Annotated in this window: 19 protein-coding genes and 1 pseudogene; 5 read left to right on the plus strand and 15 right to left on the minus strand. The window is 63.1% G+C overall.

The window, feature by feature from the left end; translation table 11 throughout:
- Positions 1 to 58: 58 nt before the first annotated feature.
- From creC to rloA2, 3 genes are all read right to left on the minus strand, one after another.
- On the minus strand, positions 59 to 1,492 hold the full coding sequence (creC, locus tag U9R80_RS25380; protein WP_301842244.1) for a two-component system sensor histidine kinase CreC: 1,434 nt from the start codon (positions 1,490 to 1,492) through the stop codon (positions 59 to 61).
- Positions 1,492 to 2,169: a two-component system response regulator CreB gene (gene creB, locus U9R80_RS25385; protein WP_301842245.1), complete on the minus strand. Its 678-nt coding sequence runs from the start codon at positions 2,167 to 2,169 to the stop codon at positions 1,492 to 1,494. Before creB ends, creC begins: the two co-directional genes overlap by 1 nt.
- Before the next feature lie 109 nt (positions 2,170 to 2,278).
- The gene (gene rloA2 / locus U9R80_RS25390) at positions 2,279 to 2,782 is read right to left on the minus strand and encodes a retropepsin-like aspartic peptidase RloA2 (protein ID WP_028942220.1); all 504 of its coding nucleotides are present in this window, start codon (positions 2,780 to 2,782) and stop codon (positions 2,279 to 2,281) included.
- 180 nt (positions 2,783 to 2,962) lie between these two features.
- Here rloA2 and U9R80_RS25395 point away from each other — a divergent pair, with 180 nt between their 5' ends.
- Positions 2,963 to 3,850, plus strand: coding sequence for an acyltransferase (locus U9R80_RS25395; protein ID WP_301842246.1), 888 nt, complete (start codon positions 2,963 to 2,965; stop codon positions 3,848 to 3,850).
- A 250-nt stretch (positions 3,851 to 4,100) separates the two neighbouring features.
- Complete coding sequence (locus U9R80_RS25400; protein WP_301842248.1) at positions 4,101 to 5,444, plus strand: APC family permease; 1,344 nt, start codon at positions 4,101 to 4,103, stop codon at positions 5,442 to 5,444.
- 6 nt (positions 5,445 to 5,450) lie between these two features.
- On the opposite strand, the gene U9R80_RS25405 is transcribed toward U9R80_RS25400, so the two are convergent.
- Complete coding sequence (locus U9R80_RS25405) at positions 5,451 to 6,020, minus strand: DUF2780 domain-containing protein (RefSeq protein WP_301842249.1); 570 nt, start codon at positions 6,018 to 6,020, stop codon at positions 5,451 to 5,453.
- 225 nt (positions 6,021 to 6,245) lie between these two features.
- Here U9R80_RS25405 and U9R80_RS25410 point away from each other — a divergent pair, with 225 nt between their 5' ends.
- The gene (locus U9R80_RS25410) at positions 6,246 to 6,701 is read left to right on the plus strand and encodes an REP-associated tyrosine transposase (protein WP_301842250.1); all 456 of its coding nucleotides are present in this window, start codon (positions 6,246 to 6,248) and stop codon (positions 6,699 to 6,701) included.
- 66 nt (positions 6,702 to 6,767) lie between these two features.
- Here U9R80_RS25410 and fdhA read toward each other — a convergent pair whose 3' ends face one another.
- From fdhA to glyA, 7 genes are all read right to left on the minus strand, one after another.
- Positions 6,768 to 7,967 (minus strand): formaldehyde dehydrogenase, glutathione-independent, encoded by a 1,200-nt coding sequence (gene fdhA, locus U9R80_RS25415; RefSeq protein ID WP_028942224.1) that lies wholly within the window; start codon positions 7,965 to 7,967, stop codon positions 6,768 to 6,770.
- 138 nt (positions 7,968 to 8,105) lie between these two features.
- On the minus strand, positions 8,106 to 8,963 hold the full coding sequence (gene purU, locus U9R80_RS25420; protein WP_301842253.1) for a formyltetrahydrofolate deformylase: 858 nt from the start codon (positions 8,961 to 8,963) through the stop codon (positions 8,106 to 8,108).
- 11 nt (positions 8,964 to 8,974) lie between these two features.
- Entirely contained in the window at positions 8,975 to 9,607 is a 633-nt protein-coding gene (locus U9R80_RS25425; protein ID WP_028942226.1) for a sarcosine oxidase subunit gamma, read from the minus strand.
- A 117-nt stretch (positions 9,608 to 9,724) separates the two neighbouring features.
- On the minus strand, positions 9,725 to 12,742 hold the full coding sequence (locus U9R80_RS25430) for a sarcosine oxidase subunit alpha (protein WP_301842254.1): 3,018 nt from the start codon (positions 12,740 to 12,742) through the stop codon (positions 9,725 to 9,727).
- Entirely contained in the window at positions 12,739 to 13,068 is a 330-nt protein-coding gene (locus tag U9R80_RS25435; RefSeq protein ID WP_301842255.1) for a sarcosine oxidase subunit delta, read from the minus strand. The genes U9R80_RS25430 and U9R80_RS25435 overlap by 4 nt, the downstream gene beginning before the upstream one ends.
- A 14-nt stretch (positions 13,069 to 13,082) precedes the next feature.
- Positions 13,083 to 14,333 (minus strand): sarcosine oxidase subunit beta family protein, encoded by a 1,251-nt coding sequence (locus tag U9R80_RS25440; protein WP_028942229.1) that lies wholly within the window; start codon positions 14,331 to 14,333, stop codon positions 13,083 to 13,085.
- 20 nt (positions 14,334 to 14,353) lie between these two features.
- Positions 14,354 to 15,607 (minus strand): serine hydroxymethyltransferase, encoded by a 1,254-nt coding sequence (gene glyA, locus U9R80_RS25445; protein WP_301842256.1) that lies wholly within the window; start codon positions 15,605 to 15,607, stop codon positions 14,354 to 14,356.
- Between the two features lie 632 nt (positions 15,608 to 16,239).
- Here glyA and U9R80_RS25450 point away from each other — a divergent pair.
- Positions 16,240 to 17,280, plus strand: coding sequence for a threonine aldolase family protein (locus U9R80_RS25450; protein ID WP_301843266.1), 1,041 nt, complete (start codon positions 16,240 to 16,242; stop codon positions 17,278 to 17,280).
- 63 nt (positions 17,281 to 17,343) lie between these two features.
- Here U9R80_RS25450 and U9R80_RS27430 read toward each other — a convergent pair whose 3' ends face one another.
- The 4 genes and pseudogenes from U9R80_RS27430 to U9R80_RS25465 all read right to left on the minus strand — a co-directional run bounded on the left by U9R80_RS27430 (position 17,344) and on the right by U9R80_RS25465 (position 19,968).
- Complete coding sequence (locus U9R80_RS27430; protein WP_442964991.1) at positions 17,344 to 18,081, minus strand: methyl-accepting chemotaxis protein; 738 nt, start codon at positions 18,079 to 18,081, stop codon at positions 17,344 to 17,346.
- 168 nt (positions 18,082 to 18,249) lie between these two features.
- Positions 18,250 to 19,281: pseudogene (locus U9R80_RS27435) on the minus strand (cache domain-containing protein); the annotation flags it as partial.
- A 157-nt stretch (positions 19,282 to 19,438) separates the two neighbouring features.
- Positions 19,439 to 19,741: a cell division protein ZapA gene (locus U9R80_RS25460; protein WP_301843263.1), complete on the minus strand. Its 303-nt coding sequence runs from the start codon at positions 19,739 to 19,741 to the stop codon at positions 19,439 to 19,441.
- The gene (locus U9R80_RS25465) at positions 19,738 to 19,968 is read right to left on the minus strand and encodes a hypothetical protein (RefSeq protein WP_301843262.1); all 231 of its coding nucleotides are present in this window, start codon (positions 19,966 to 19,968) and stop codon (positions 19,738 to 19,740) included. The genes U9R80_RS25460 and U9R80_RS25465 overlap by 4 nt, the downstream gene beginning before the upstream one ends.
- Positions 19,969 to 20,242: 274 nt before the next feature.
- Here U9R80_RS25465 and U9R80_RS25470 point away from each other — a divergent pair, with 274 nt between their 5' ends.
- Positions 20,243 to 21,868, plus strand: coding sequence for a methyl-accepting chemotaxis protein (locus U9R80_RS25470; RefSeq protein WP_301843261.1), 1,626 nt, complete (start codon positions 20,243 to 20,245; stop codon positions 21,866 to 21,868).
- The last annotated feature ends 61 nt before the right edge of the window (positions 21,869 to 21,929 follow it).

The following is a 21,929-nucleotide window of genomic DNA, read 5'->3' on the forward strand; positions in this document are numbered from 1 at the left end:
GACGAAATGGAGCCCTTGAGTACTTATGTGGAGGGTATGTGGCGTTTGTGTGAAGTCTTCAGTCCAGGCGCTTGGCGGGCAGCCACAGGCGCACGCGTACACCGTCCTCGACGTTGGCCACTTCCAGCGAGCCGCCGTGCAGTTGCATCACTTCCTCGACGAAGTTCAGGCCAAGGCCGGTGCTCTTGCGGCCACTGAACGGGCGCGGCAACGAATAGAAGCGCTCACTCACCCGCCCCAGCGCATAGTCGGGAATCGCCTCGCCCTGATTGAACAGGCTCAGGGCCACACGACCATCGCGCCGCTCCAGCTCGAACAGCAGCATGCCGCCGGACGGGGTGAAATCCAGGGCGTTGTCGAGCAGGTTGGCGATGGCCTGGCGCATGAGAAATGGCTCACACAGCAGGCGCAGGTTCGCGGGTATCCGTTGACGCACCTGTAGCCCGATGCTTTCGATGCGCGCGCCCTGGGCCACCAACAGTTCATCGACCAGGGCCGCCAGCGGCACCTGCTGCTGTTCTTCCAGCGCCTGCATCTGCTCGACCTGCGCCAGGTTCAACAGCCGCTCGATCAACTGCTGCATGCGCGCGCTTTCACTCTCGATATTGCCGGCAAAGCGCTGGCGCTGCGCCTCGTCCATCGGCCCCTGCAGTAGCTCCGAGGCACCGCGGATCGCGGCCAGCGGGCTCTTGAGTTCGTGAGTCAGGGTGTGCACGTAGCGCTCCACATAATCCTTGCCCTCAAGCCGGGTGCGCATCCGTTCCACTGCCGCCGCCAACTGCCCCAGTTCGCCGCCACGGTAATGCGGCAGCGTGGTGCGCTCGCCCTCGCTCACCGCCTGGGCGTAATGGGTCAGGCGCCGCAGCGAGCGCGCCAGCCACCACGACAGCGCCGCCCCCACCAGCAAGCCCAGGCCGATCAACCCCAAGCCCAGGTACAGCAAGCGCTGCTCCGAGCGGTCGATGTACGGCTGCAGCGACTTGTTCGGCTTGGCCACGGTCACCACGCCAATGATCTTGCCCTCATCGAGAATCGGCGCGGCCACGTGCATCACCGACGACTCCGGGTCTTGCGGATCGCTGCGCGTGGAACGTGCGCCGTACTCGCCGCGCAGGGTCAGGTACACATCGTTCCAGCGCGAATAATCCTCGCCCACGGCCGCCCCGCTGGAGTCGAGCAGCACGATGCCCTTGGCGTCGGTGACATAGATACGGTGGTTGACCTGGTTCTTCGACAAGCCCCAGATATCCGCCTTGGGCTGACGCTGGCCGTAGGCGCGCAGCAACTGCGGCAAGCGGCTCTGGCCGAGGGTGCCGGCCTTGACGTCGTCGTGAAGAATCTCCGCGAGCAGGTTGGCGGTATCGACCAGGGTTTCTTCGGTGGACTGGCGCACACCGGGGCGGATCTCTTCGCGCACGGTGCTGAGAATGAAAAAGCCGATCAGCCCCACAAACAGGAAATAGACCAGGAAAATCCGGATCCCCAGGCGCATCAGCTATGGCTCGGGCTGTAGCTGTAGCCCAGGCCCCGGTGGGTCTGGATCGGCTCGGCGTCGGCGGCCACCTGGCGCAGCTTGGCACGCAGGCTCTTGATATGGCTGTCGATGCTGCGCTCGTAACCGGCATCGGCGGCCACGCCCACGGCGTCGAGCAACTGCTCGCGGCTGAACACCCGCTCGGGCTGCTCCAACAGACACTGCATCAAGCGAAATTCGTGACGGGTGAGGGTCAGGGGCTGGCCGCGATAACTGATCAGCATGCGCAGGGTATCGAGCTGGAAGACCACCGCGGCCTCGGGCTCGGCACGCGGCGCCGTGCGCTTGAGGATCGCCCGCACCCGGGCGGCGACTTCCCGCGGGCTGAAGGGTTTGACCACGTAATCGTCGGCACCGATCTCAAGCCCCACCACCCGGTCGATTTCACCGTCGCGGGCGCTCAGGAACATCACCGGCACCTCCGTGAAACGGCGCAACTGCCGGCAGGTTTCAAAGCCGCTGATATCCGGCAGGCCGATATCCAGAATAATCAGATCGGCCGGGCGCAGGCGCTGTTGCTCAAGCGCAGCGCTGCCCAGTGAAACCCACTCGGTGCTGTGGCCATCGCCCTGCAAGGCGAAGATCAGGGTATCGGCGATGGCGGCTTCGTCTTCGACGATCAGGATATGGGGCATTTGGAGCTGCAAGCCTCAAGCGACAAGCTTCAAGTAGAAGCGGATTGGGTGACGTTACACCGAAGCGCTTTTTCTTGCAGCTTGCCGCTTGAATCTTGCAGCTACCGCATCAACAGTCTGGCTTGCCCGCCGTAAAGCGCCGTGCCGGGTTCACCGCTGCCTTGAACTCCCGCAACGCCTTAGCGCCGATCAGCAATGGGTAGTTGAAGCTGCTGCGGTCGGTCAGGTTGACCTCTACGGTGCGCTTGACGTCACCCAGGCACAGCTCGAGGTCAACCACCGGGCGCTTGCTGATGTCGGCACCTTCGCCGTCCTCGTCTTCATCGGCGCGGTTCTTGATCTTGCTCATGCGCGCCAGCTTGTGTTCATAGACCTTGCCGTCGGACTCCTTGGTCGCCAGGCGAAAGCGCACCCAGTCCTCACCGTCGCGGGTGAAGCGCTCGATATCCTTGGCCGACAGCGATGCGGTCAGGGCACCGGTGTCCATCTTGGCCTTGAGGGTTTCACCGCCAAACTCCGGGAGCTTGATGTATTCGTAGCGGCCATACAGGGTCGGGTCGGCAGCCATGACCGGCAGCGCGAGCAGGGACAGCAGTGCAAGTACAGATTTCACAGGATCCGCTTCCTTGAGAAAAGACAGTGTTTAGACTGCGAAGGCAGGATAGGTTCGCGCTGATAGCTTACTCAACACAAAGTGAAACATTTGTGCGACTCGGGCAGAGCGCAGCATTTGGCGTACGTCCGGAGGCTGCTTATCATTGCCGACCGCTTACTTGAATATAAGAGTCTTCTTATGCGCCGCTTGCTGACGGGCATTCTTGTGACCTCGCTGTTGCTGCTCAACACCCTGGTCCTGATCGGCCCGCTGATGGTCTTTGCCCTGCTCAAACTGGTCCTGCCCGGCCGTTACCGTGACTACGCCTCATGGGTGGTGATGTGGATCGCCGAAACCTGGGCCGAGATCGACAAACTGATTTTCCGCCTGTGCATCCCCACGGTCTGGGAGGTACGCGGCGCCGCCGACCTGCGCCTTGACACCTCCTACCTGGCGGTGAGCAACCACCAAAGCTGGGTGGATATCCCGGCATTGATCCAGGCGCTCAACCGGCGCATTCCGTTCTTCAAATTCTTCCTGAAAAAAGAGCTGATCTGGGTGCCGTTGCTGGGCCTGGCCTGGTGGGCGCTGGATTACCCGTTCATGAAGCGCTACAGCAAGGCCTTCCTTGAGAAACACCCGGAGCTCAAGGGCCAGGACCTGGAAATCACCAAGGCCGCCTGCGAGCTGTTCAAGCGCCAGCCCGTGACCGTGGTCAACTACCTGGAAGGCACGCGCTTCACCGAAGCCAAGCGCCAGGCGCAGCAATCACCGTTCCAGCACTTGCTCAAACCCAAGGCCGGTGGCGTGGCGTTCGTCCTGGCGGCGCTGGGCGAGCAGCTGGACGCCCTGCTCGACGTCACCATCGTCTACCCCGGCAACAAGGCTCCAGGCTTCTGGGACCTGCTCAGTGGCGCCGTACCCAGGGTGATCATCGACATCCAGGTGCACGAACTGGACCCGGCCCTGTGGACGGGCGACTACGAAAACGACCCCGCCTTCCGCCAGACCGTGCAGAACTGGGTGAACCAGCTGTGGCACGACAAGGACGCGCGCATCGAAGCACTGCGTGCCGAACTGCGCTGACCGGTAGGAGCGGGCTCGCCCCGCGATCAATCGCTCAGGCAACACCCCATTTGCTGGTTGTACCGGCCTCTCGCGGGGCAAGCCCGCTCCTACCCGGAGGGGCGACTGGCACAGAATTGCGGTCTGGGATGAGAAAAAAGTCGATTAAAATCTGTATTTATAATTGAGATTAGGGATTCTTTCGTTGCTATTAGCGGTTTAACTGGATAAAAATCGATCAACAAACAATTACAAAAAGCCAGGATCGATAATGGCCAATCCCTCCAGCACTACCCAGCTTCGCCGTGTCCTGGGCCTTCCCGCCCTGGTGTTCTTCGGCCTGGTCTACATGGTCCCGCTGACCATCTTCACCACTTACGGCATCGTCACCGAACTCACCGGCGGGCGCACTGCCGGCGCCTATCTGGTCACCCTGGTGGCCATGCTGTTCACCGCCACGTCCTATAGCTTCATGGTTCGGCGCTTCCCGGTTGCCGGGTCTGCCTACTCCTATACCAACCTGGCGTTCGGGCCCAACATCGGCTTTCTGGCCGGCTGGTCGCTGCTGCTCGATTACCTGTTCATCCCGATGATCAATTACTTGCTGATCGGCCTGTTCCTGAACATCGCCTTTCCGAGCATCCCGGTGTGGACCATCATCCTGGCCTCCATTGCCCTGGTCACCGTGCTCAACGTCGTCGGCATCCACTCGGTGGCCAAGACCAGCAACCTGATCGTCGGCGCGCAGATCGTGTTCATTGGTGTGTTCGTGGCGATGTCGTTCAAGACCTTGGGCGGCCAGCCAGTCGATGTGCTCTCGCCCTTGACCGGCGACGGCAGCCAGCCGGGCTTCGGCGCGCTGATGGCAGGGGCTGCGGTGTTGTGCCTGTCGTTCCTGGGCTTCGATGCGGTATCGACCCTGGCCGAGGAAACCAAGGACCCTGAGCACAACGTACCGCGGGCAATCATCCTCACCACCCTCGGTGCCGGCCTGCTGTTCACCCTGCTCGCCTACATCAGCCAGCTAGTGCTGCCAGGCAGCCACTTTGCCAATACCGATGCCGCTGCCAACGAAGTGATGTTCAAGGCGGGCGGCCAGTTCCTGGCCAACTTCTTCACCGCAGCGTTCGTTGCCGGCAGCCTGGGCTCGGCCCTGGCGTCGCAGGCGGCCGTGTCGCGGATTCTCTACACCATGGGCCGCGACAAGGTCTTGCCGCAGCGTTGCTTCGGTAGCCTGTCGCAGCGTTTTGGCACACCGGTGATGGCCACCCTGGTGGTATCGGCCTTCTCCCTGCTGGCGCTGGTGATCGACCTGTCCACCCTGGCATCGCTGATCAGCTTCGGAGCCTTGGTGGCCTTCTCGGCGGTGAACCTGGCAGTGATCCGCACCCACCTGGTCAACGAAACCTGCCACCGCAACCTGAGCGGGTTGCTGCGTTATGGCCTGGTCCCGCTGGTAGGCATGAGCCTGACCCTATGGCTGTGGACCAGCCTGTCGGCCCTCACCCTGACCATTGGCCTGAGCTGGTTCGGCCTGGGGCTGGTCTACCTGCTGGTGCTGACATCGGGCTTGCGCCGTCCGGTGCGGATGGTGAATTTCTCGGAAGCCGGTTAAGCGCAGTTACACCGACGGCACAGTGGCCGGGGCAGTCGTCCAGAGGCTGCCCAGGTTCTGCAGCAGCGAACCGGCCACACCCTGCTGGCCGAGGTACTGAAGGATCAGCGGGGCAAACTGACCGATCATCCCGGTGTCCATGCCCAGCGCGCTGAAGGCGTTGTTGAGGTCGTTGGTGTCTTTGACGTTATTGCCCAGGGCGTTGCTCAGGGCCGAGGAATTGCCGCTCTTGCCGAGCAGCTCGCCCAGACCGCTCAAACCGCCCAGGGCGTTTTCGCCGGAGAGCATGTCCAGGCCAGGTACGGCTTTGCTGAGCTGCTCGTAGTCAGTGCTGCTGAGCTGGTTGCGGGCCAGGCCCAGCAGGGCGCCGGTACCGCCGATAGCTTGTTCGGGAGTGATCTTCAGCTCGCTGCCGAGGGTATTGAGCAAATTCGCCGAGGCGGCTGGCGCTTGAACGGCAGCACCGTCCTTATTGCCTTGCATGGCGGAGACGGCGTTGGCCGCGTCGCTGAGGTTGAAGGCAAACACCGGGCTGGCGGCCAGGGTCATCAGGGTGACCAGTGCGAAACGTTTCATGGAAAAACCTCGTCAGCCGTAAAGGCAGGGAAAACGAGGTTTGGACTATACAGGCAAGGGAATGTTCCATGCTGCAGGAGCGGGCTTGCCCTGCGATGCGGTGTGACTGACAGACCGCTGTCGCGGGGCAAGCCCGCTCCTACAGCAAGTCCTGGTAACAATCCGGGCCTGCGGCTTCAACTACTGGCACCTACCTTGAACATTCACCTTTCAAGGAACCACGACATGGACAGTCCCGCTTCTCACCGCCTGCGCCGCGGGCGATTTTCCGAACCCGGCCGCCTCTATCTGCTGACCAGCGTCACCCGCAATCGCTCGCCCTTTTTTGCAGACTTTCATGCAGCACGCGCCATCTGCGCGCAGTTCCGTCAGGCACAGCAAGAAGGTGCCGCACGCACGCTGGCCTGGGTGGTCATGCCGGATCATGTGCATTGGCTGATTGAACTGAGACAGGCGACCCTGAGCCGCCTGATGTGCCGCTTCAAATCCCGAAGTCGCTGTGCGCTGTACAAGGCAGGTATGTTGCAGGGCAAGCTGTGGCAACCCGGCTACCACGACCATGCCTTGCGACGGGAAGAAAATGTATGTGCGGTGGCGCGCGATGTGGTGGCCAATCCGCTGCGGGCGGGTCTGGTGAAAAAGCTGGGGGATTATCCGCATTGGGATGCGGTTTGGTTGTAGAACGCAGCGCGGGGCAAGCCCGCTCCTACCAGGTCGGTGGGAGCGGGCTTGCCCCGCGATTTTGTCTTACGCCGCGCTGAACAGCTTGTGCGGATCGATCACAAACTTCTTCGGCACACCCGCATCAAACTCGCCATACCCCTCAGGCGCCTGATCCAGGCTGATCACCTGCACACCCACCACTTCGGCAATGTTGATGCGATCCCACATGATCGCCTGCATCAGTTGGCGGTTGTACTTCATCACCGGCGTCTGCCCGGTGTGGAAGCTGTGCGACTTGGCCCAACCCAGGCCAAAGCGAATGCTCAGGCTGCCGATCTTGGCAGCGGCGTCGACCGCACCCGGATCCTCGGTCACGTACAAGCCGGGGATACCAATCTTGCCCGCCACCCGCACTACGCCCATCAGCGAGTTGAGCACGGTGGCCGGGGCCTCGTGCTTGGCGCCGGCATGACCATGGCCACGGGCCTCGAAGCCCACCGCATCGACGGCGCAATCGACTTCTGGCTCACCCAGCAAGTTAGCGATCTGCTCATGCAGCGGGGTGTCCTGGGACAGGTCGGCAATCTCGAAACCCTGTGCCTTGGCGTGGGCCAGGCGCACCGGGTTCACATCACCCACGATCACCACCGCAGCGCCCAGCAAGCGGGCCGACGCAGCGGCCGCCAGGCCGACCGGGCCAGCCCCTGCGATGTACACCGAGCTGCCCGGGCCGACACCGGCCGTGACCGCGCCGTGATAACCGGTCGGCAGGATGTCCGACAGGCACGTCAGGTCGCGGATCTTCTCCATGGCCTTGTCGCGGTTCGGCAATTTGAGCAGGTTGAAGTCGGCATAGGGCACCAGCACGTATTCGGCCTGGCCACCGGTCCAGTCGCCCATGTCGACGTAACCGTAGGCACCGCCTGCGCGGGCGGGGTTGACGGTCAAGCACACGCCGGTGTGCTGCTCTTTGCACGAGCGGCAGCGCCCGCAGGCAACGTTGAAGGGAACCGAGACCAGGTCGCCGATTTGCAGGTTCTCGACGTCCCTGCCCTTCTCGATCACCTCGCCGGTAATTTCATGGCCCAGCACCAGCCCGACCTGGGCAGTGGTACGACCGCGCACCATGTGCTGGTCGGAGCCACAGATATTGGTGGAGACCACCCTGAGGATTACCCCGTGCTCGATCTTCTTGCCACGTGGGTCCTGCATTTTCGGGTAGTCAATTTTCTGCACCTCGACCTTGCCAGCGCCGAGATACACCACACCACGATTACCAGACATGCTTTTACCTCGCTAAAGTTTGTTGTTATGTAGCGGTGCAAAGTGCGCGGCCCTGGGGCTGCGCTGTGTTACTGGAATCAATTTTTCGCAGGGCAAGCCCGCTCCTGCACAGCCGATAGGAGCGGGCTTGCCCCGCAATCAAAGCACGACCGTTCTATTGGCGTTCAGAAACACCCGCCGCTCAATGTGATACCCCACCGCCCGCGCCAGCGTCAGGCATTCGATATCACGCCCCTTGGCGATCAGGTCTTCGGGGTAATGACTGTGGTCCACCGCCTCCACGCCCTGGGCAATGATCGGCCCTTCGTCGAGGTCGTTGTTGATGTAGTGGGCCGTGGCGCCCACCAGTTTCACGCCCTTGTTGTAGGCCTGGTGATAGGGTTTGGCACCCTTGAATCCCGGCAGCAGGGAGTGATGGATATTGATCGCCCAGCCGTCGAGCCTACGGCACAGCTCCGGCGACAGCACTTGCATGTAGCGGGCAAGAATCACCAGCTCCGCGCCGGACTCCTCGATGACCTGCAGCACCTTGCGCTCCTGGGCCGGCTTGTCGAGGGGATCAAGGGCGAAGTGGTAGTAGGGAATCCGATGCCAGTGGGCCAGCGGCTCCAGGTCCGGGTGGTTGGAGATCACCGCCACCACGTCCATGCTCAATTGGCCGATGCGCTGGCGATAGAGCAGGTCGTTGAGGCAGTGATCGGCCTTGGAGACCATGATCACCACCTTGGGCCGGTGCTTGGGCGCGGTCAGCTCGAACAGCATGCCGAAGGCTTCGCCACGCTCGGCAAGGCCGGCCCGAAAACGGCCTTCGTCAAAGTCGTCGGCCTGGCGAAACTCCACCCGGATGAAGAAGCGCCCCGACAAGCGATCATCGAAGGAATGGTGCTCGGTGACATAGCACTGCTGCTCGTACAGGTAGCGCGTCACCACATCCACCGTGCCGAGCAGGCTCGGACAGTCAGCGGTGAGAATCCAGGTGTCCGGTGCTCGGCTCATGACAACGCTCCCTAGGCCTCAATGGCCAAACCGTATTCGGCTGCCGCATCCTGCAGCCACAACCACCAGTAGTCGGAGAAGCTGCGGCGAATCAGCAGCTCCCAGGTTTCCTCGCCGGTACGGCGGATCACCAATTGCGACTTGGCGAACACCGTGCCCACGGCCTTGCCGACGGGGAAGTTGTTCGGATGTACATCATAGCTGGTGGATTTCATCAGCACTTCGCGCACGTTGGGGCCGCTCAGTTCCAGCAGGGTCTGCCCGCCGCTGACATTGACCACCTGGATGTGCTGGCCATCGAGGGCATCGCGCAGCTTCTGCTCGACGGCAAATTCCTGCCCGCCTGGAACGATCAGCAGCCACTCATCCGGGCCCAGCCACTGCAGCGACATCTCGCCATTGGCGACCACGGTCAGGGCCACTGGCAACTCCAGGCCCAGGGCCTTGAACACACCGCCAGCAAAAGCCGGATCGCGGCCGTCGCCACGCAGGGTCAGGTGACCGAGGAACTTGTGCTCGCGCAGGGTCACCCCGGCGTTCTTGCGGCCCTTGCCGACCAGGCTGGGCAGGTCGGCATGGTGAAGCGGTGACTCGGCCTTGACGTCGTTGCCGGGGCGTTGCTGGTAAACGTTGATTGTGCTCATTACTCACCTGCCTTGAATTCTGTGGACCTTGCACTACCTGTGCGGGAGCGGGCTTGCCCCGCGATTCGATGTCGGCAGCAGCGCCGCTATCGCGGGGCAATCCCGCTCCCACACCGGTCAAACGTTCTGGCGCTCGCCCTTCGGATCGAAGAACACCGAGGAACAGATCTCCGCTTCGATCACGCTGCCATCCGCCTGCGGCGAATAGACCCGCTCGCCCAGGCGCTTGAGCCCGCCCTTGACCACGCCCATGGCGAATGAATAGCCCAGGGAGTTGCTGGCGTAGCTGGAGGTGACGTGGCCGACCATGTCCATCGGGATCGGTTGCTTGGGATCGAACACCAGCTGTGCGCCCTCTGGCAGCCACTGGTTCGGGTCGACCGGCTTGAGGCCCACCAATTGCTTGCGGTTCTCGCGCACGCAGTCTTCACGGTTCATCCCGCGCCAGCCGATCCACGAGAACGGTTTGGTGCGGCCCACGCACCAGCCCATGTTGAGGTCGTCCGGAGTCATCGAGCCGTCGGTGTCCTGGCCGACGATGATGAAACCCTTCTCGGCCCGCAGCACGTGCATCGTCTCGGTGCCGTACGGCGTCAGGTTGTACTGCTTGCCTGCCTCGGCGATTTTCTCCAGTACGCCCATGGCGTAGTTGGCCTGGATGTTGACCTCGTACGACAGCTCACCGGTGAACGAGATCCGGAACACGCGCGCCGGCACACCGGCAACCAGGCCTTCCTTCCAGGTCATGAACGGGAAAGCGTCCTTGTCCAGGTCGATATCGGTCACTTCGCCGAGCAGCTTGCGGCTGTTGGGCCCGGACAGGGTCAGGGTCGCCCAGTGGTCGGTCACCGAGGTGAAGTACACCTTCAGGTCCGGCCATTCGGTCTGCTGATAGATCTCCAGCCACTGCAGCACACGGGCCGCGCCGCCGGTGGTGGTGGTCATGATGAAGTGGTTCTCGCCGACGCAGGCGGTTACGCCGTCGTCGAAGACCATGCCGTCTTCCTTGCACATCAGGCCGTAGCGCGCCTTGCCCACATCGAGCTTGGTCCAGGCGTTGGTGTAGATGCGGTTGAGGAACTCACGGGCGTCCGGCCCCTGGATATCGATCTTGCCCAGGGTCGAGGCGTCGAGCAGGCCAACGCTGTCGCGCACTGCCTTGCACTCACGGGCCACGGCGGCGTGGATATCCTCGCCATTGCGCGGGAAGTACCACGGACGCTTCCACTGGCCCACGTCCTCGAACTCGGCGCCGTTCTTCAGGTGCCAGGCGTGCAGCGCGGTGAAGCGCACGGGCTCGAACAGGTGGCCACAGTGGCGCCCGGCTACTGCGCCGAAGGTGATCGGCGTGTAGTTGGGACGGAACATGGTGGTGCCCATTTCCGGGATGGTGATGCCCATGGAGCGTGCCGCAATGGCCAGGCCGTTGATGTTGCCCAGCTTGCCCTGGTCGGTACCAAAACCCAGGGCGGTGTAGCGCTTGACGTGCTCGACCGACTCGAAGCCCTCGCGGGTTGCCAGTTCGATCGCGGCGGCGGTGACGTCGTTTTGCTGGTCGACGAACTGCTTCGGCGCCCGTGCGGTGTTCTTGTCGTGGGGCACCTGAAACAGGGCCACGGTGGCTTCTTCCTGACGGGCCAGCACTTTCGGCAGGCTGCCGGCCACGGCCTTGAAGCCCGCTTCGGTGGCAGCGCGCACGCCGCCTTCAAAGCCATCGGCCAGGGTGTCGCCGAGGCCGAACACACCGTTGATGCCACCCACACACACGCGTTTTTGCGGAGCGTCACCCGGCACAAAGCCGAGGATGTCTTCACGCCAGATCGGCTTGCCGCCCAGGTGCGAAGCCAGGTGCACCACCGGGCTGTAGCCGCCGGAAGTGGCGACCAGGTCGCAGTCCAGCCACTCGCCGGGGCTGGCCACTTTATGCGCCTTGACGTCGATGGCGGCGACACGGGCAGCGGTCACGTGCTTGCTGCCCCGGGACTCGATCACCGCACTGGAGGTGAGGATGCGAATGCCTTTGGCCCGTGCTTCTTCCACCAGCGAACCACGCGGGTTGTGGCGGGCATCGGCGACGGCGACCACTTTCAGACCGGCATCGTGCCAATCCAGGGCAACGCGGTAGGCATGGTCGTTGTTGGTCGACAGTACCAGGTTACGGCCCGGCGCCACGCCGTAGCGACGCACGTAGGTGGAGACGGCGCCCGCGAGCATGTTGCCCGGCACATCGTTGTTGCCATACACCAGCGGACGCTCGTGGGCGCCGGTCGCCAGCACCACGCGCTTGGCGCGAACCCGGTGCATGCGCTGGCGCACCTGGCCAATCGGCGCGCGATCGCCCAGGTGATCGGTCAGGCGCTCGTGAATGGTGAGGAAGTTATGGTCGTGGTAGCCGTTGACCGTAGCCCGCGGCAGCAGGGTCACTTCCGGCAGGGTCTTGAGCTCGGCCACTACGGCGGCGACCCATTCGGCGGCCGGTTTGCCATCGAGGGTTTCGCGGCTGTCGAGCAGGCTGCCGCCGAACTCTTCCTGCTCATCGGCCAGGATCACGCGGGCACCGCTGCGCCCTGCAGCCAGGGCAGCGGCAAGGCCTGCGGGGCCTGCGCCAACCACCAGCACATCGCAGTGCTGGCTCATGTAGTCGTAGGTGTCCGGGTCGTTTTCCAGCGGCGCACGGCCAAGGCCGGCCGCCTTGCGGATGTACTTCTCGTAGGTCATCCAGAACGACTGCGGGTACATGAACGTCTTGTAGTAGAAGCCCGGCGGCATCAGTTTGCCGCCGACCTTGCCAAGAATCCCCATGACGTCGGTGTTCACGCTCGGCCAGCCGTTGGTGCTGGTAGCCACCAGGCCCGCGTACAGGGCCTGCTGGGTGGCGCGCACGTTGGGCACCTGGGTGGCTTCGGTGGCGCCGACCTGGAGGATGGCGTTCGGCTCTTCGGAACCTGCGGCGATGATGCCGCGCGGACGCGAGTACTTGAAGCTGCGCCCGACGATGTCCACGCCGTTGGCCAGCAAGGCGGCCGCCAGGGTGTCGCCGGCGTAGCCCTGGTAGGTCTGGCCGTTGAAGGTGAAGTTCAAGACTTTGCTGCGATCAATACGACCGCCGTTGGACAGGCGATAGACCTGGCTCATACCTTTTCTCCCTGACCACTGACTGCCAACTGCGGGCTGGTGTTTTTGCCGGTCACTTGCGGCTTGGCGCCGATTGGATAGGTTTCCAGAATTTCGTAGGTCACCGTGTCACGGGTGGCGTTGAAGTACTGGCGGCATCCGGCGGCATGAATCCACAGCTCGTGGTGCAGGCCGCGCGGGTTGTCGCGGAAGAACATGTAGTCGCCCCACTCCACGTCGGTGCAGGCGTTGGGGTCCAGAGGCCGCGGGATGTGCGCTTGACCGGCGGCGTGAAACTCCTCTTCGGAGCGCAGTTCGCCGCAATGGGGACAGAAGATATGCAACATGGGGATTTCTCCTGTTAGTGGGCGACAGCGGCGGCGCCGTGTTCGTCGATCAGTGCACCGTTGTGGAAACGGTCGATGGAAAAGGGTTTGGCCAGCGGGTGCATTTCGCCCTTGGCCAAGCTTGCGGCAAAGACGTTGCCCGAACCGGGGGTGGCCTTGAAGCCACCGGTACCCCAGCCGCAGTTGAAGAACATGTTCTTCACCGGGGTCTTGGAGATGATCGGGCAGGCGTCCGGCGTGGTGTCGACGATGCCGCCCCACTGGCGGTTCATGCGCACCCGCGAAAGAATCGGGAACATTTCGACGATGGCCTGCAGCGTGTGCTCGATCACCGGGTAAGAGCCGCGCTGGCCGTAGCCGACCCAGCCGTCGATACCGGCGCCGATCACCAGGTCGCCCTTGTCCGACTGGCTGATGTAGCCGTGCACGGCGTTGGACATGATCACGCTGTCGATAATCGGCTTGAGCGGTTCGGACACCAGCGCCTGCAGCGGATGCGATTCGATCGGCAGGCGGAAGCCGGCGAGCTTGGCCATGTGTCCGGAGTTACCGGCAGTGACCACACCGACGCGCTTGGCACCGATGAAGCCCTTGTTGGTTTCCACGCCGATGACCACGCCGTTTTCCTTGCGAAAGCCGATCACTTCGGTCTGCTGGATCAGGTCCACGCCCAGGGCGTCGGCGGCGCGGGCAAAGCCCCAGGCCACGGCGTCGTGACGGGCCACGCCGCCGCGCCGTTGCACGGTGGCGCCCATGATCGGATAGCGGGTGTTCTTGGAGCAGTCCAGGTAAGGGATCTCTTCGGCCACTTGCTGGGCATTGAGCAGTTCGCCGTCCACGCCATTGAGGCGGTTGGCGCTGACCCGGCGCTCCGAGTCGCGCATGTCCTGCAGGGTGTGGCACAGGTTGTAGACACCGCGCTGGGAGAACATCACGTTGTAGTTGATGTCCTGCGACAAGCCTTCCCAAAGTTTCATGGCGTGTTCGTACAGGTGCGCCGACTCATCCCACAGGTAATTGGAACGCACGATGGTGGTGTTGCGCGCCGTGTTGCCGCCACCCAGCCAGCCTTTCTCGACCACTGCCACATTGGTGATGCCGTGTTCCTTGGCCAGGTAGTAGGCGGTGGCCAGGCCGTGCCCGCCACCCCCGACGATGACCACGTCGTAGACTTTTTTCGGGGTCGGCGTGCGCCACATGCGCTGCCAGTTTTCGTGGTGGCTGAGCGAGTGCTTGAAGAGGCCGAAGCCTGAGTAACGTTGCATAGTCTTTACTCCTGAACCACTCAGCGATAAACCGGAAAATCTGCACACAGTGCCGACACGTTCTTCGCAACATCGGCCTCGACATCGGCATCGCCGAGGTTGTCGAGGATGTCGCAGATCCAGCCGGCCAGTTCCACGCACTGGGCAACCTTGAAGCCGCGGCTGGTGACTGCCGGAGTACCGATACGCAGGCCCGAGGTCACGAACGGCGACTGTGGATCGTTCGGTACGGCGTTCTTGTTAACGGTGATGTGAGCACGGCCCAGGGCGGCGTCGGCGTCTTTGCCGGTCAGGCCCTGGCGGATCAGGCTGACCAGGAACAGGTGGTTGTCGGTGCCACCGGAGACCACATCGAAACCACGTTCGATGAACACCTTGGCCATGGCCTGGGCGTTGTCGATCACTTGCTGTTGATAAGTCTTGAAGCCTGGTTCCAGTGCCTCCTTGAAGCACACTGCCTTGCCGGCGATGACGTGCATCAGCGGGCCGCCCTGGGCGCCGGGGAATACCGCGGCGTTGAGCTTCTTCTCGATCTCTTCGTTGCTGCGCGCCAGGATCAGGCCACCCCGTGGGCCGCGCAGGGTCTTGTGGGTGGTGGTGGTGACCACATCGGCGTACGGCAGCGGGTTCGGGTACAGGCCGGCGGCCACCAGGCCTGCCACGTGGGCCATGTCGACGAACAGGTAGGCGCCGACCTTGTCGGCGATCTGGCGAAAGCGCGGGAAGTCCAGGGTCTTGGAGTAGGCCGAGAAGCCGGCGACGATCATCTTCGGCTTGCACTCGACGGCCAGGCGCTCGACTTCGTCGTAGTCGATCAGCCCCGTGGTGGTGTCGATGCCGTACTGCACCGCGTTGTACAGCTTGCCCGAGGACGACACCTTGGCGCCGTGGGTCAGGTGGCCGCCGTGGGCCAGGCTCATGCCCAGAATGGTGTCGCCCGCTTGCAGCAGGGCCAGGTACACGGCGCTGTTGGCCGAGGAGCCGGAGTGCGGCTGGACGTTGGCATAGTCGGCACCGAACAGCTGCTTGGCGCGGTCGATGGCCAGTTGCTCGACTTTATCCACATGCTCGCAACCGCCGTAGTAGCGCTTGCCCGGGTAACCTTCGGCGTATTTGTTGGTCAGGCCGCTGCCCTGGGCCTGCATGACGCGCTTGCTGGTGTAGTTTTCCGAGGCGATCAGCTCGATGTGATCTTCCTGGCGTTGCTCCTCGGCATTCATCGCCGCCAGCAGTGCATCGTCGTAACCCTGGATCTGGTCTTGCTTGCTGAACATCGCGTCTCTCCCGGCAGCGGCATCGGTCTTGTGGGGCAATTGCCCTTTTCAGCGATGGTATGACCGACGCAGACAGCCCAGATGCCTACGCACGCCTTGCAGTGGTGCGTTTACGACATGGCGTGTATCGCGGGGCAAGCCCGCTCCCACAGGGTTGGCCTGATACGGTGGGAGCAACTGTCTTCACCCTGCCATTCATCACCGCATTGGCGACTGCTACGCAGTCGATCGCAGCCTGTCGGCAGCGGCTACGGGCGATGTAGCCGCTGCCGAGGGACGAGGCTGCGATCGGCCGCGCAGCGGGCGTAGAGCGTTTCCCGAACTGATCGCAGTGGGGGCTTGCCCCGCGACGCGATGTAACGGGATGATCGCTATCGCGGGGCAAGCCCGCTCCTACAGATTCGCGCAGCGCCTGACATCACCGCATTGGCGACTGCTACGCAGTCGATCGCAGCCTGTCGGCAGCGGCTACGGGCGGTGTAGCCGCTGCCGAGGGACGAGGCTGCGATCGGCCGCGCAGCGGGCGTAGAGCGTTTCCCGAACTGATCGCAGTGGGGGCTTGCCCCGCGACGCTTCTCCGTTCAAGCCGGTTGTTTTACAGTGCTCACCTGCGTCGTTCTCAGGACACCGTCATGACAGATCAAAGCCAGCAATTCGCCAGCGACAACTACTCCGGTATCTGCCCCGAAGCCTGGGCCGCAATGGAAAAAGCCAACCAGGGTCATGACCGCTCATACGGCGACGACCAATGGACTGCCCGCGCCGCCGAGTATTTCCGCCAACTGTTTGAAACCGACTGCGAAGTGTTCTTCGCCTTCAACGGCACCGCCGCCAACTCCCTGGCGCTGTCGTCGCTGTGCCAGAGCTACCACAGCGTGATCTGCTCGGAGACCGCCCACGTCGAGACCGACGAGTGCGGTGCCCCGGAGTTCTTCTCCAACGGCTCCAAGCTGCTGACCGCGCGCAGCGTGGCCGGCAAGCTCACCCCCGAGTCGATCCGCGAAGTCGCCCTCAAGCGCCAGGACATCCACTACCCCAAGCCTCGGGTGGTCACCATCACCCAGGCCACGGAAGTCGGCACCGTCTACCACCCTGACGAGCTCAAGGCGATCAGCGCCACCTGCAAGGAACTGGGCCTGAACCTGCACATGGACGGCGCCCGCTTCAGCAACGCCTGCGCCCACCTGGGCGTTTCGCCGGCCGAGCTGACCTGGAAGGCCGGCGTCGATGTGCTGTGCTTTGGCGGCACCAAGAACGGCATGGCGGTGGGTGAGGCGATCCTGTTCTTCAACCGCAAGCTGGCGGAAGACTTCGACTACCGCTGCAAGCAGGCAGGCCAGTTGGCCTCGAAAATGCGTTTTCTGTCGGCCCCGTGGGTGGGCTTGCTGGAAAACGATGCCTGGCTCAAGTACGGCAGCCATGCCAATCGTTGCGCGCAGTTGCTCAGCGAACTGGTCAGCGATGTACCGGGTGTGGAACTGATGTTCCCGGTGCAGGCCAACGGGGTATTCCTGCAGATGTCGGAACCGGCCCTGGAAACCTTGCGCAACAAGGGCTGGCGCTTCTACACCTTCATTGGCAGCGGTGGTGCGCGGTTCATGTGCTCGTGGGATACCGATGAAGCACGGGTGCGCGAGCTGGCGGCGGATATCCGCGCGGCCATGGGGGCCTGAGGGCTCTATCGCGGGGCAAGCCCGCTCCTACCCGTAGGAGCGGGCTTGCCCCGCGATACCGATCTACAGCCTGAACCCACCCATCTGCCGCGCCAGGTCATCGGCCAACCCGCGCAGCGCCTGGCAATCCTCCCGACACCCCTGCACTTCAGCCGCCGTCTGGCGCGCCAGATCGGAAATCCCCTGCACGTTACGGTTGATCTCGTCGGTTACCGCCGACTGTTCCTCCGTCGCCGTCGCCACTTGCAGGTTCATGTCGCTGATGTGTTCCACCTGCCCGGTAATGGTGGTCAATGATGCCCCGGTGCGCTGGCTCGACTCGACCCCGGTACCCGTGGCGGCCTGCCCGGCATGCATGGAGGCCACAGCGTTGCCGGCCCCCTGCTTGAGCCGCTGGATCATGTGCTGGATCTCATCGGTGGATACCTGGGTACGCTGCGCAAGCGTACGTACCTCATCGGCAACCACGGCAAAACCACGGCCCATTTCACCCGCCCGCGCCGCCTCGATCGCGGCATTGAGCGCCAGCAGATTGGTCTGCTCGGAAATGCTGCGGATCACCGCCAGCACTTCGTCGATGGACGCCACCTCCTCCGCCAGCTGACTCACCGCCCCCGCCGCCAGGCCAATCTCGCCCGACATTCCCTCGATGTGGGCAATCGAACGCTGCACCACTTCACGGGCGTGCAGGGCCTCGCTGCGGGCGGTTTGCGACGCCTGGGCGGCATTGCCCGCGTTCTGGGCAATGTCCTGCACGGTGAGCCCCATCTGGTGCACCGCCGTTGCCACCATCTCGGTCATTTCCTGCTGGCGCAGCGAGCGGTCCGCGGTGTTTTCCACCACCTCGGTCACTTGGCTTACGGCCTTGTGCAGGTGCTCGGTGGTCCGCAGCACCTCACCGATCAGGTCGCGCTGGTTGTCGAGAAAACGATTGAAGCCGCGGGCCAAGTCACCGAGCTCGTCGGCACGGGATTCATCCAGGCGGTGGGTCAGGTCGCCACCCCCGTTGCCAATGGCCATCAAGGCGCCGGTCACCCGGCGAATCGGGCGCACAATGCCCCGCGCCAGCAACACCACCAGCAACAGCGACACCAGGGCTACCGCGCCGCCGATCAAGCTGGTCATCCACACCGTTTCACGCACCGGGGCGTAGATCTGCGCCTGCGGCACTTCGGCGACCAGCGTCCAGTTCAGGTCGCGCAAAGGCAGGCTCAAGGCCAGGTAGCTTTCGCCGTCACGCTCGAAGCGGCTGCTGTGCACACTGTCTTTTCGCTCAAGCACGGCCTGGGCGGCCGACCCGCCGATCTGCTCGGCAAGCGTGCGTTTGCCGCTGAATTGCTGGTCGGGATGCACCTGGATCAGGCCATCGCCGCGCACCAGAAACACCCGCCCGTGCTCACCGAAACTGAAGTTGTGGATCAGCTCGGACAGCTCGGTCATGCGCAGGCCAAGGCCGGCGATGCCCACCAGCTTGCCGGCCTTCTCCACCCGATAGTCGATGAACAACGCCAACTCGCCGGTGCTGCCATCGGTGTCGATATTGAGCAGGCGCGGGTTGCCGCTGTCGATGAACCCATAGAACCATTTGTCCGCCGGATTGCTGCGGCTCAAGGTCCGGTCCAGGCCCTTTTCGTTGTAGTAGTGGTTGGTTTCGGTCGCCGCGAACAACGCGGTAAAAGCCTGGTTCTTCTGCCGCAGGGCTTCCAGGTACTCGACAAATTGCCCTGCCTGGGCCGGGGCTTCGCCCGCCGCCAGCCAGTCGCGCAGCAAGGTGTTGTTGGCAATGTCGGACGCTGCGGTGAGCGGACGGCTGAGCATGCGCTCGATGTCGTTACGAATTGCCTCAATGCTCGCCGGCAAGGCGGTGTCGACCAAGTAACGTTCGGTCAGGCGATTGACCGCCACCGAGTAGATTCCCACCACCACAAGAATGCTCACCAACAGGGCTGCGCCCATGCTTGCAATCAATTGCCACTGGATACTGCGCCGCCAGAACTGCATGAAGCTCCCCTTAAGTAAATAAGCCCTGTACTGCAATAGACAGGCCAATTGTATACATAAGGAAATACAATAATTCCAGTGACCCAAGACAATGCCGCCCACTGCCGACAAGGCAGTGAGCGAGCAAAAGAAGGGTGAACGGTGTTGCGGGGGCCGATCAGCTGTTGCCGATGGTCCGGGCAATCACATCGACCGTGGCGCTGACTTGCTCTTGGTAACGGTCGAGGGCCTGCTGGTGCTGCTGTTGCAGATCGATCTGCTGCGAGCACAGGTTGAGGGCTGCCAGAACCAGCAGCTTGTCACCGATCAGGGTGGGGTATTTGCGCTTGGTCTCGGCCAGCGACGCATTGAGCATCTGCACGGCCTGGGCCAGGGCCTGTTCCTGGCCTTCGGGGGCCTTGATCGAATAGTCACTGCCGAGAATCGACACGACATTGATCGGCTGTGCTGAAGTTCTCATGCGTTGACGGCACCAACGCTGGCGCGCTCGACCAGGGCCTGGATACGTGCGGCGGTAGCGCCCTGCTTCTCTTCCTGTTCCATCAGCGACAGCTGCAGGCTTTCGTTTTCGTCCTTGGCTTGAGCCAGTTCAGCGCTGATCTGGGCGTTGCGCTCGGCCAGTTCCTGATTCTTCTGTACCAGGTCGCTGACCAGTTGTTCCAATTGACTGAGGGAAGTTTCCAACATGATTACCTTCTCGGGGTTTTTCGGGGGGCGCACACGATAATGAAAAGTCCGCGTGCTAGCCAGGGATATCGGGTTTAGACGCTTCGCGCTGGTGCAGATTGACCCGGCTTGCGAGGTCCGGTTCCCCATATTGGCTGCCGCCCGTCAGGAAAGAAGTGAGCAGGGTCAGCATTTCATCTTCAGGCCTCAAGAGTTATCGCGCCTGACCGATAGGCAAGGCAGTCCTGAATCTGTCGCACCCAGTGCGCGTCCATTTTCCTCATGGAAGACCACCATGTCCCTACGTAACATGAACATTGCCCCGCGTGCGCTGCTGGGGTTTGCCTTGATCTGTGCCTTGATGCTGGGCCTGGGGCTGTTCGCCCTGAACCAGATGGGCAAGATTCGCCAGGCCGGCGAAATCATCGAGCAGTCCACCGTACCCAGCATCACCAACCTCGATCAATTGACCCAGCTGACCCTGCGCCTGCGCACCCTGTCGTACCGCCTGCTGATCAACCGCGAAGCCGACACGGTGCAGAACACCCTGCAACTGATCGACCAGCGCCACCAACAGATCGACGATGCCCGGCGGATTTACGAGCCGCTGATCTACGGCGCCGAGGAGCGCGGGGCCTATAACCAGTACGTGCAGTTGCTCGGCCAGTACCGGCAGCTGGAAAACCGCATGCGCCTGGCCTCGCAAAGCAATGACCTGGACGCCCTGCGCACCCTGATCAACCGCGACATGCTCGATAGCTCCGAGCAGATCAACAAGGTCATGGACCAGCTGGTGAGCATCAACACCGAACAGACCCGCGAGATCAACCAGACGGCCGCCGACCAGTACGCCAATGCCGTCGCCCTGGTGATCGGCCTGTTGCTGACCGCGACCGTGTTGACCCTGATCTGCGCCCTGCTGCTGACCCGCAGCATCGTCAAGCCTATCGACGAAGCCCTGCAGGCCGCCGAGCGCATTGCCGAAGGCGACCTTACCCGCCGCATCGAGGCCGACGGCCAGGACGAAGCCGCTCGCCTGCTGCGGGCCATGGCCAAGATGCAGAACAAACTGCGCGACACCCTGCAATTGATCGCAGGCTCCGCCACGCAACTGGCCTCGGCCGCCGAAGAGCTCAACAGCGTCACCGACGAAAGCGCCCGTGGCCTGCAGCAGCAGAACAACGAGATCGAACAGGCCGCCACTGCCGTCACCGAAATGACCAGCGCCGTGGAAGAAGTGGCCCGCAACGCCGTCAGCACGTCTGAAGCCTCACAGGCGGCGACCCGTTCGGCCGGTGACGGTCGCGACCTGGTACTGGAAACCGTCACGGCCATCGAACGCATGAGTGTCGATGTGCAAGGCACCGCCGAGCTGATCGGCAACCTGGCAGAAGAGTCGCGGGACATTGGCAAGGTACTGGATGTGATTCGCGGCCTGGCCGACCAGACCAACCTGCTGGCCCTCAACGCCGCCATCGAGGCCGCCCGTGCCGGTGAAGCCGGTCGCGGTTTTGCCGTAGTGGCCGATGAAGTGCGCGCCCTGGCCCACCGTACCCAGCAGTCGACCAGCGAAATCGAGCGGATGATCGGCAGCATTCAGGGTGGCACCGAGCAGGCCGTCAACTCCATGCGCAACAGCACCGAACGCGCCGAGTCGACCCTGAACATCGCCCGTGGCGCGGGCCTGGCGCTGGACACCATCACCGGTGCCGTGGCCCAGATCAACGAACGCAACCTGGTGATTGCCAGCGCGGCCGAAGAACAGGCTCAGGTGGCCCGTGAAGTCGACCGCAACCTGGTCAACATCAACGACCTGTCCGTGCAGTCGGCCACCGGTGCCCACCAGACCAGCGCGGCCAGCGCCGAGCTGTCGCGCCTGGCCGTAGACCTGAACGGCCTGGTGGCCCGCTTCAGCGTCTGACCTTTATGTAAGAGCGGGCTTGCCCCGCGATAGCGATCTGGCAGTCACATCGCATCGCGGG

It is taken from the genome of Pseudomonas sp. JQ170C, from assembly GCF_035581345.1.
Lineage (GTDB): Bacteria > Pseudomonadota > Gammaproteobacteria > Pseudomonadales > Pseudomonadaceae > Aquipseudomonas.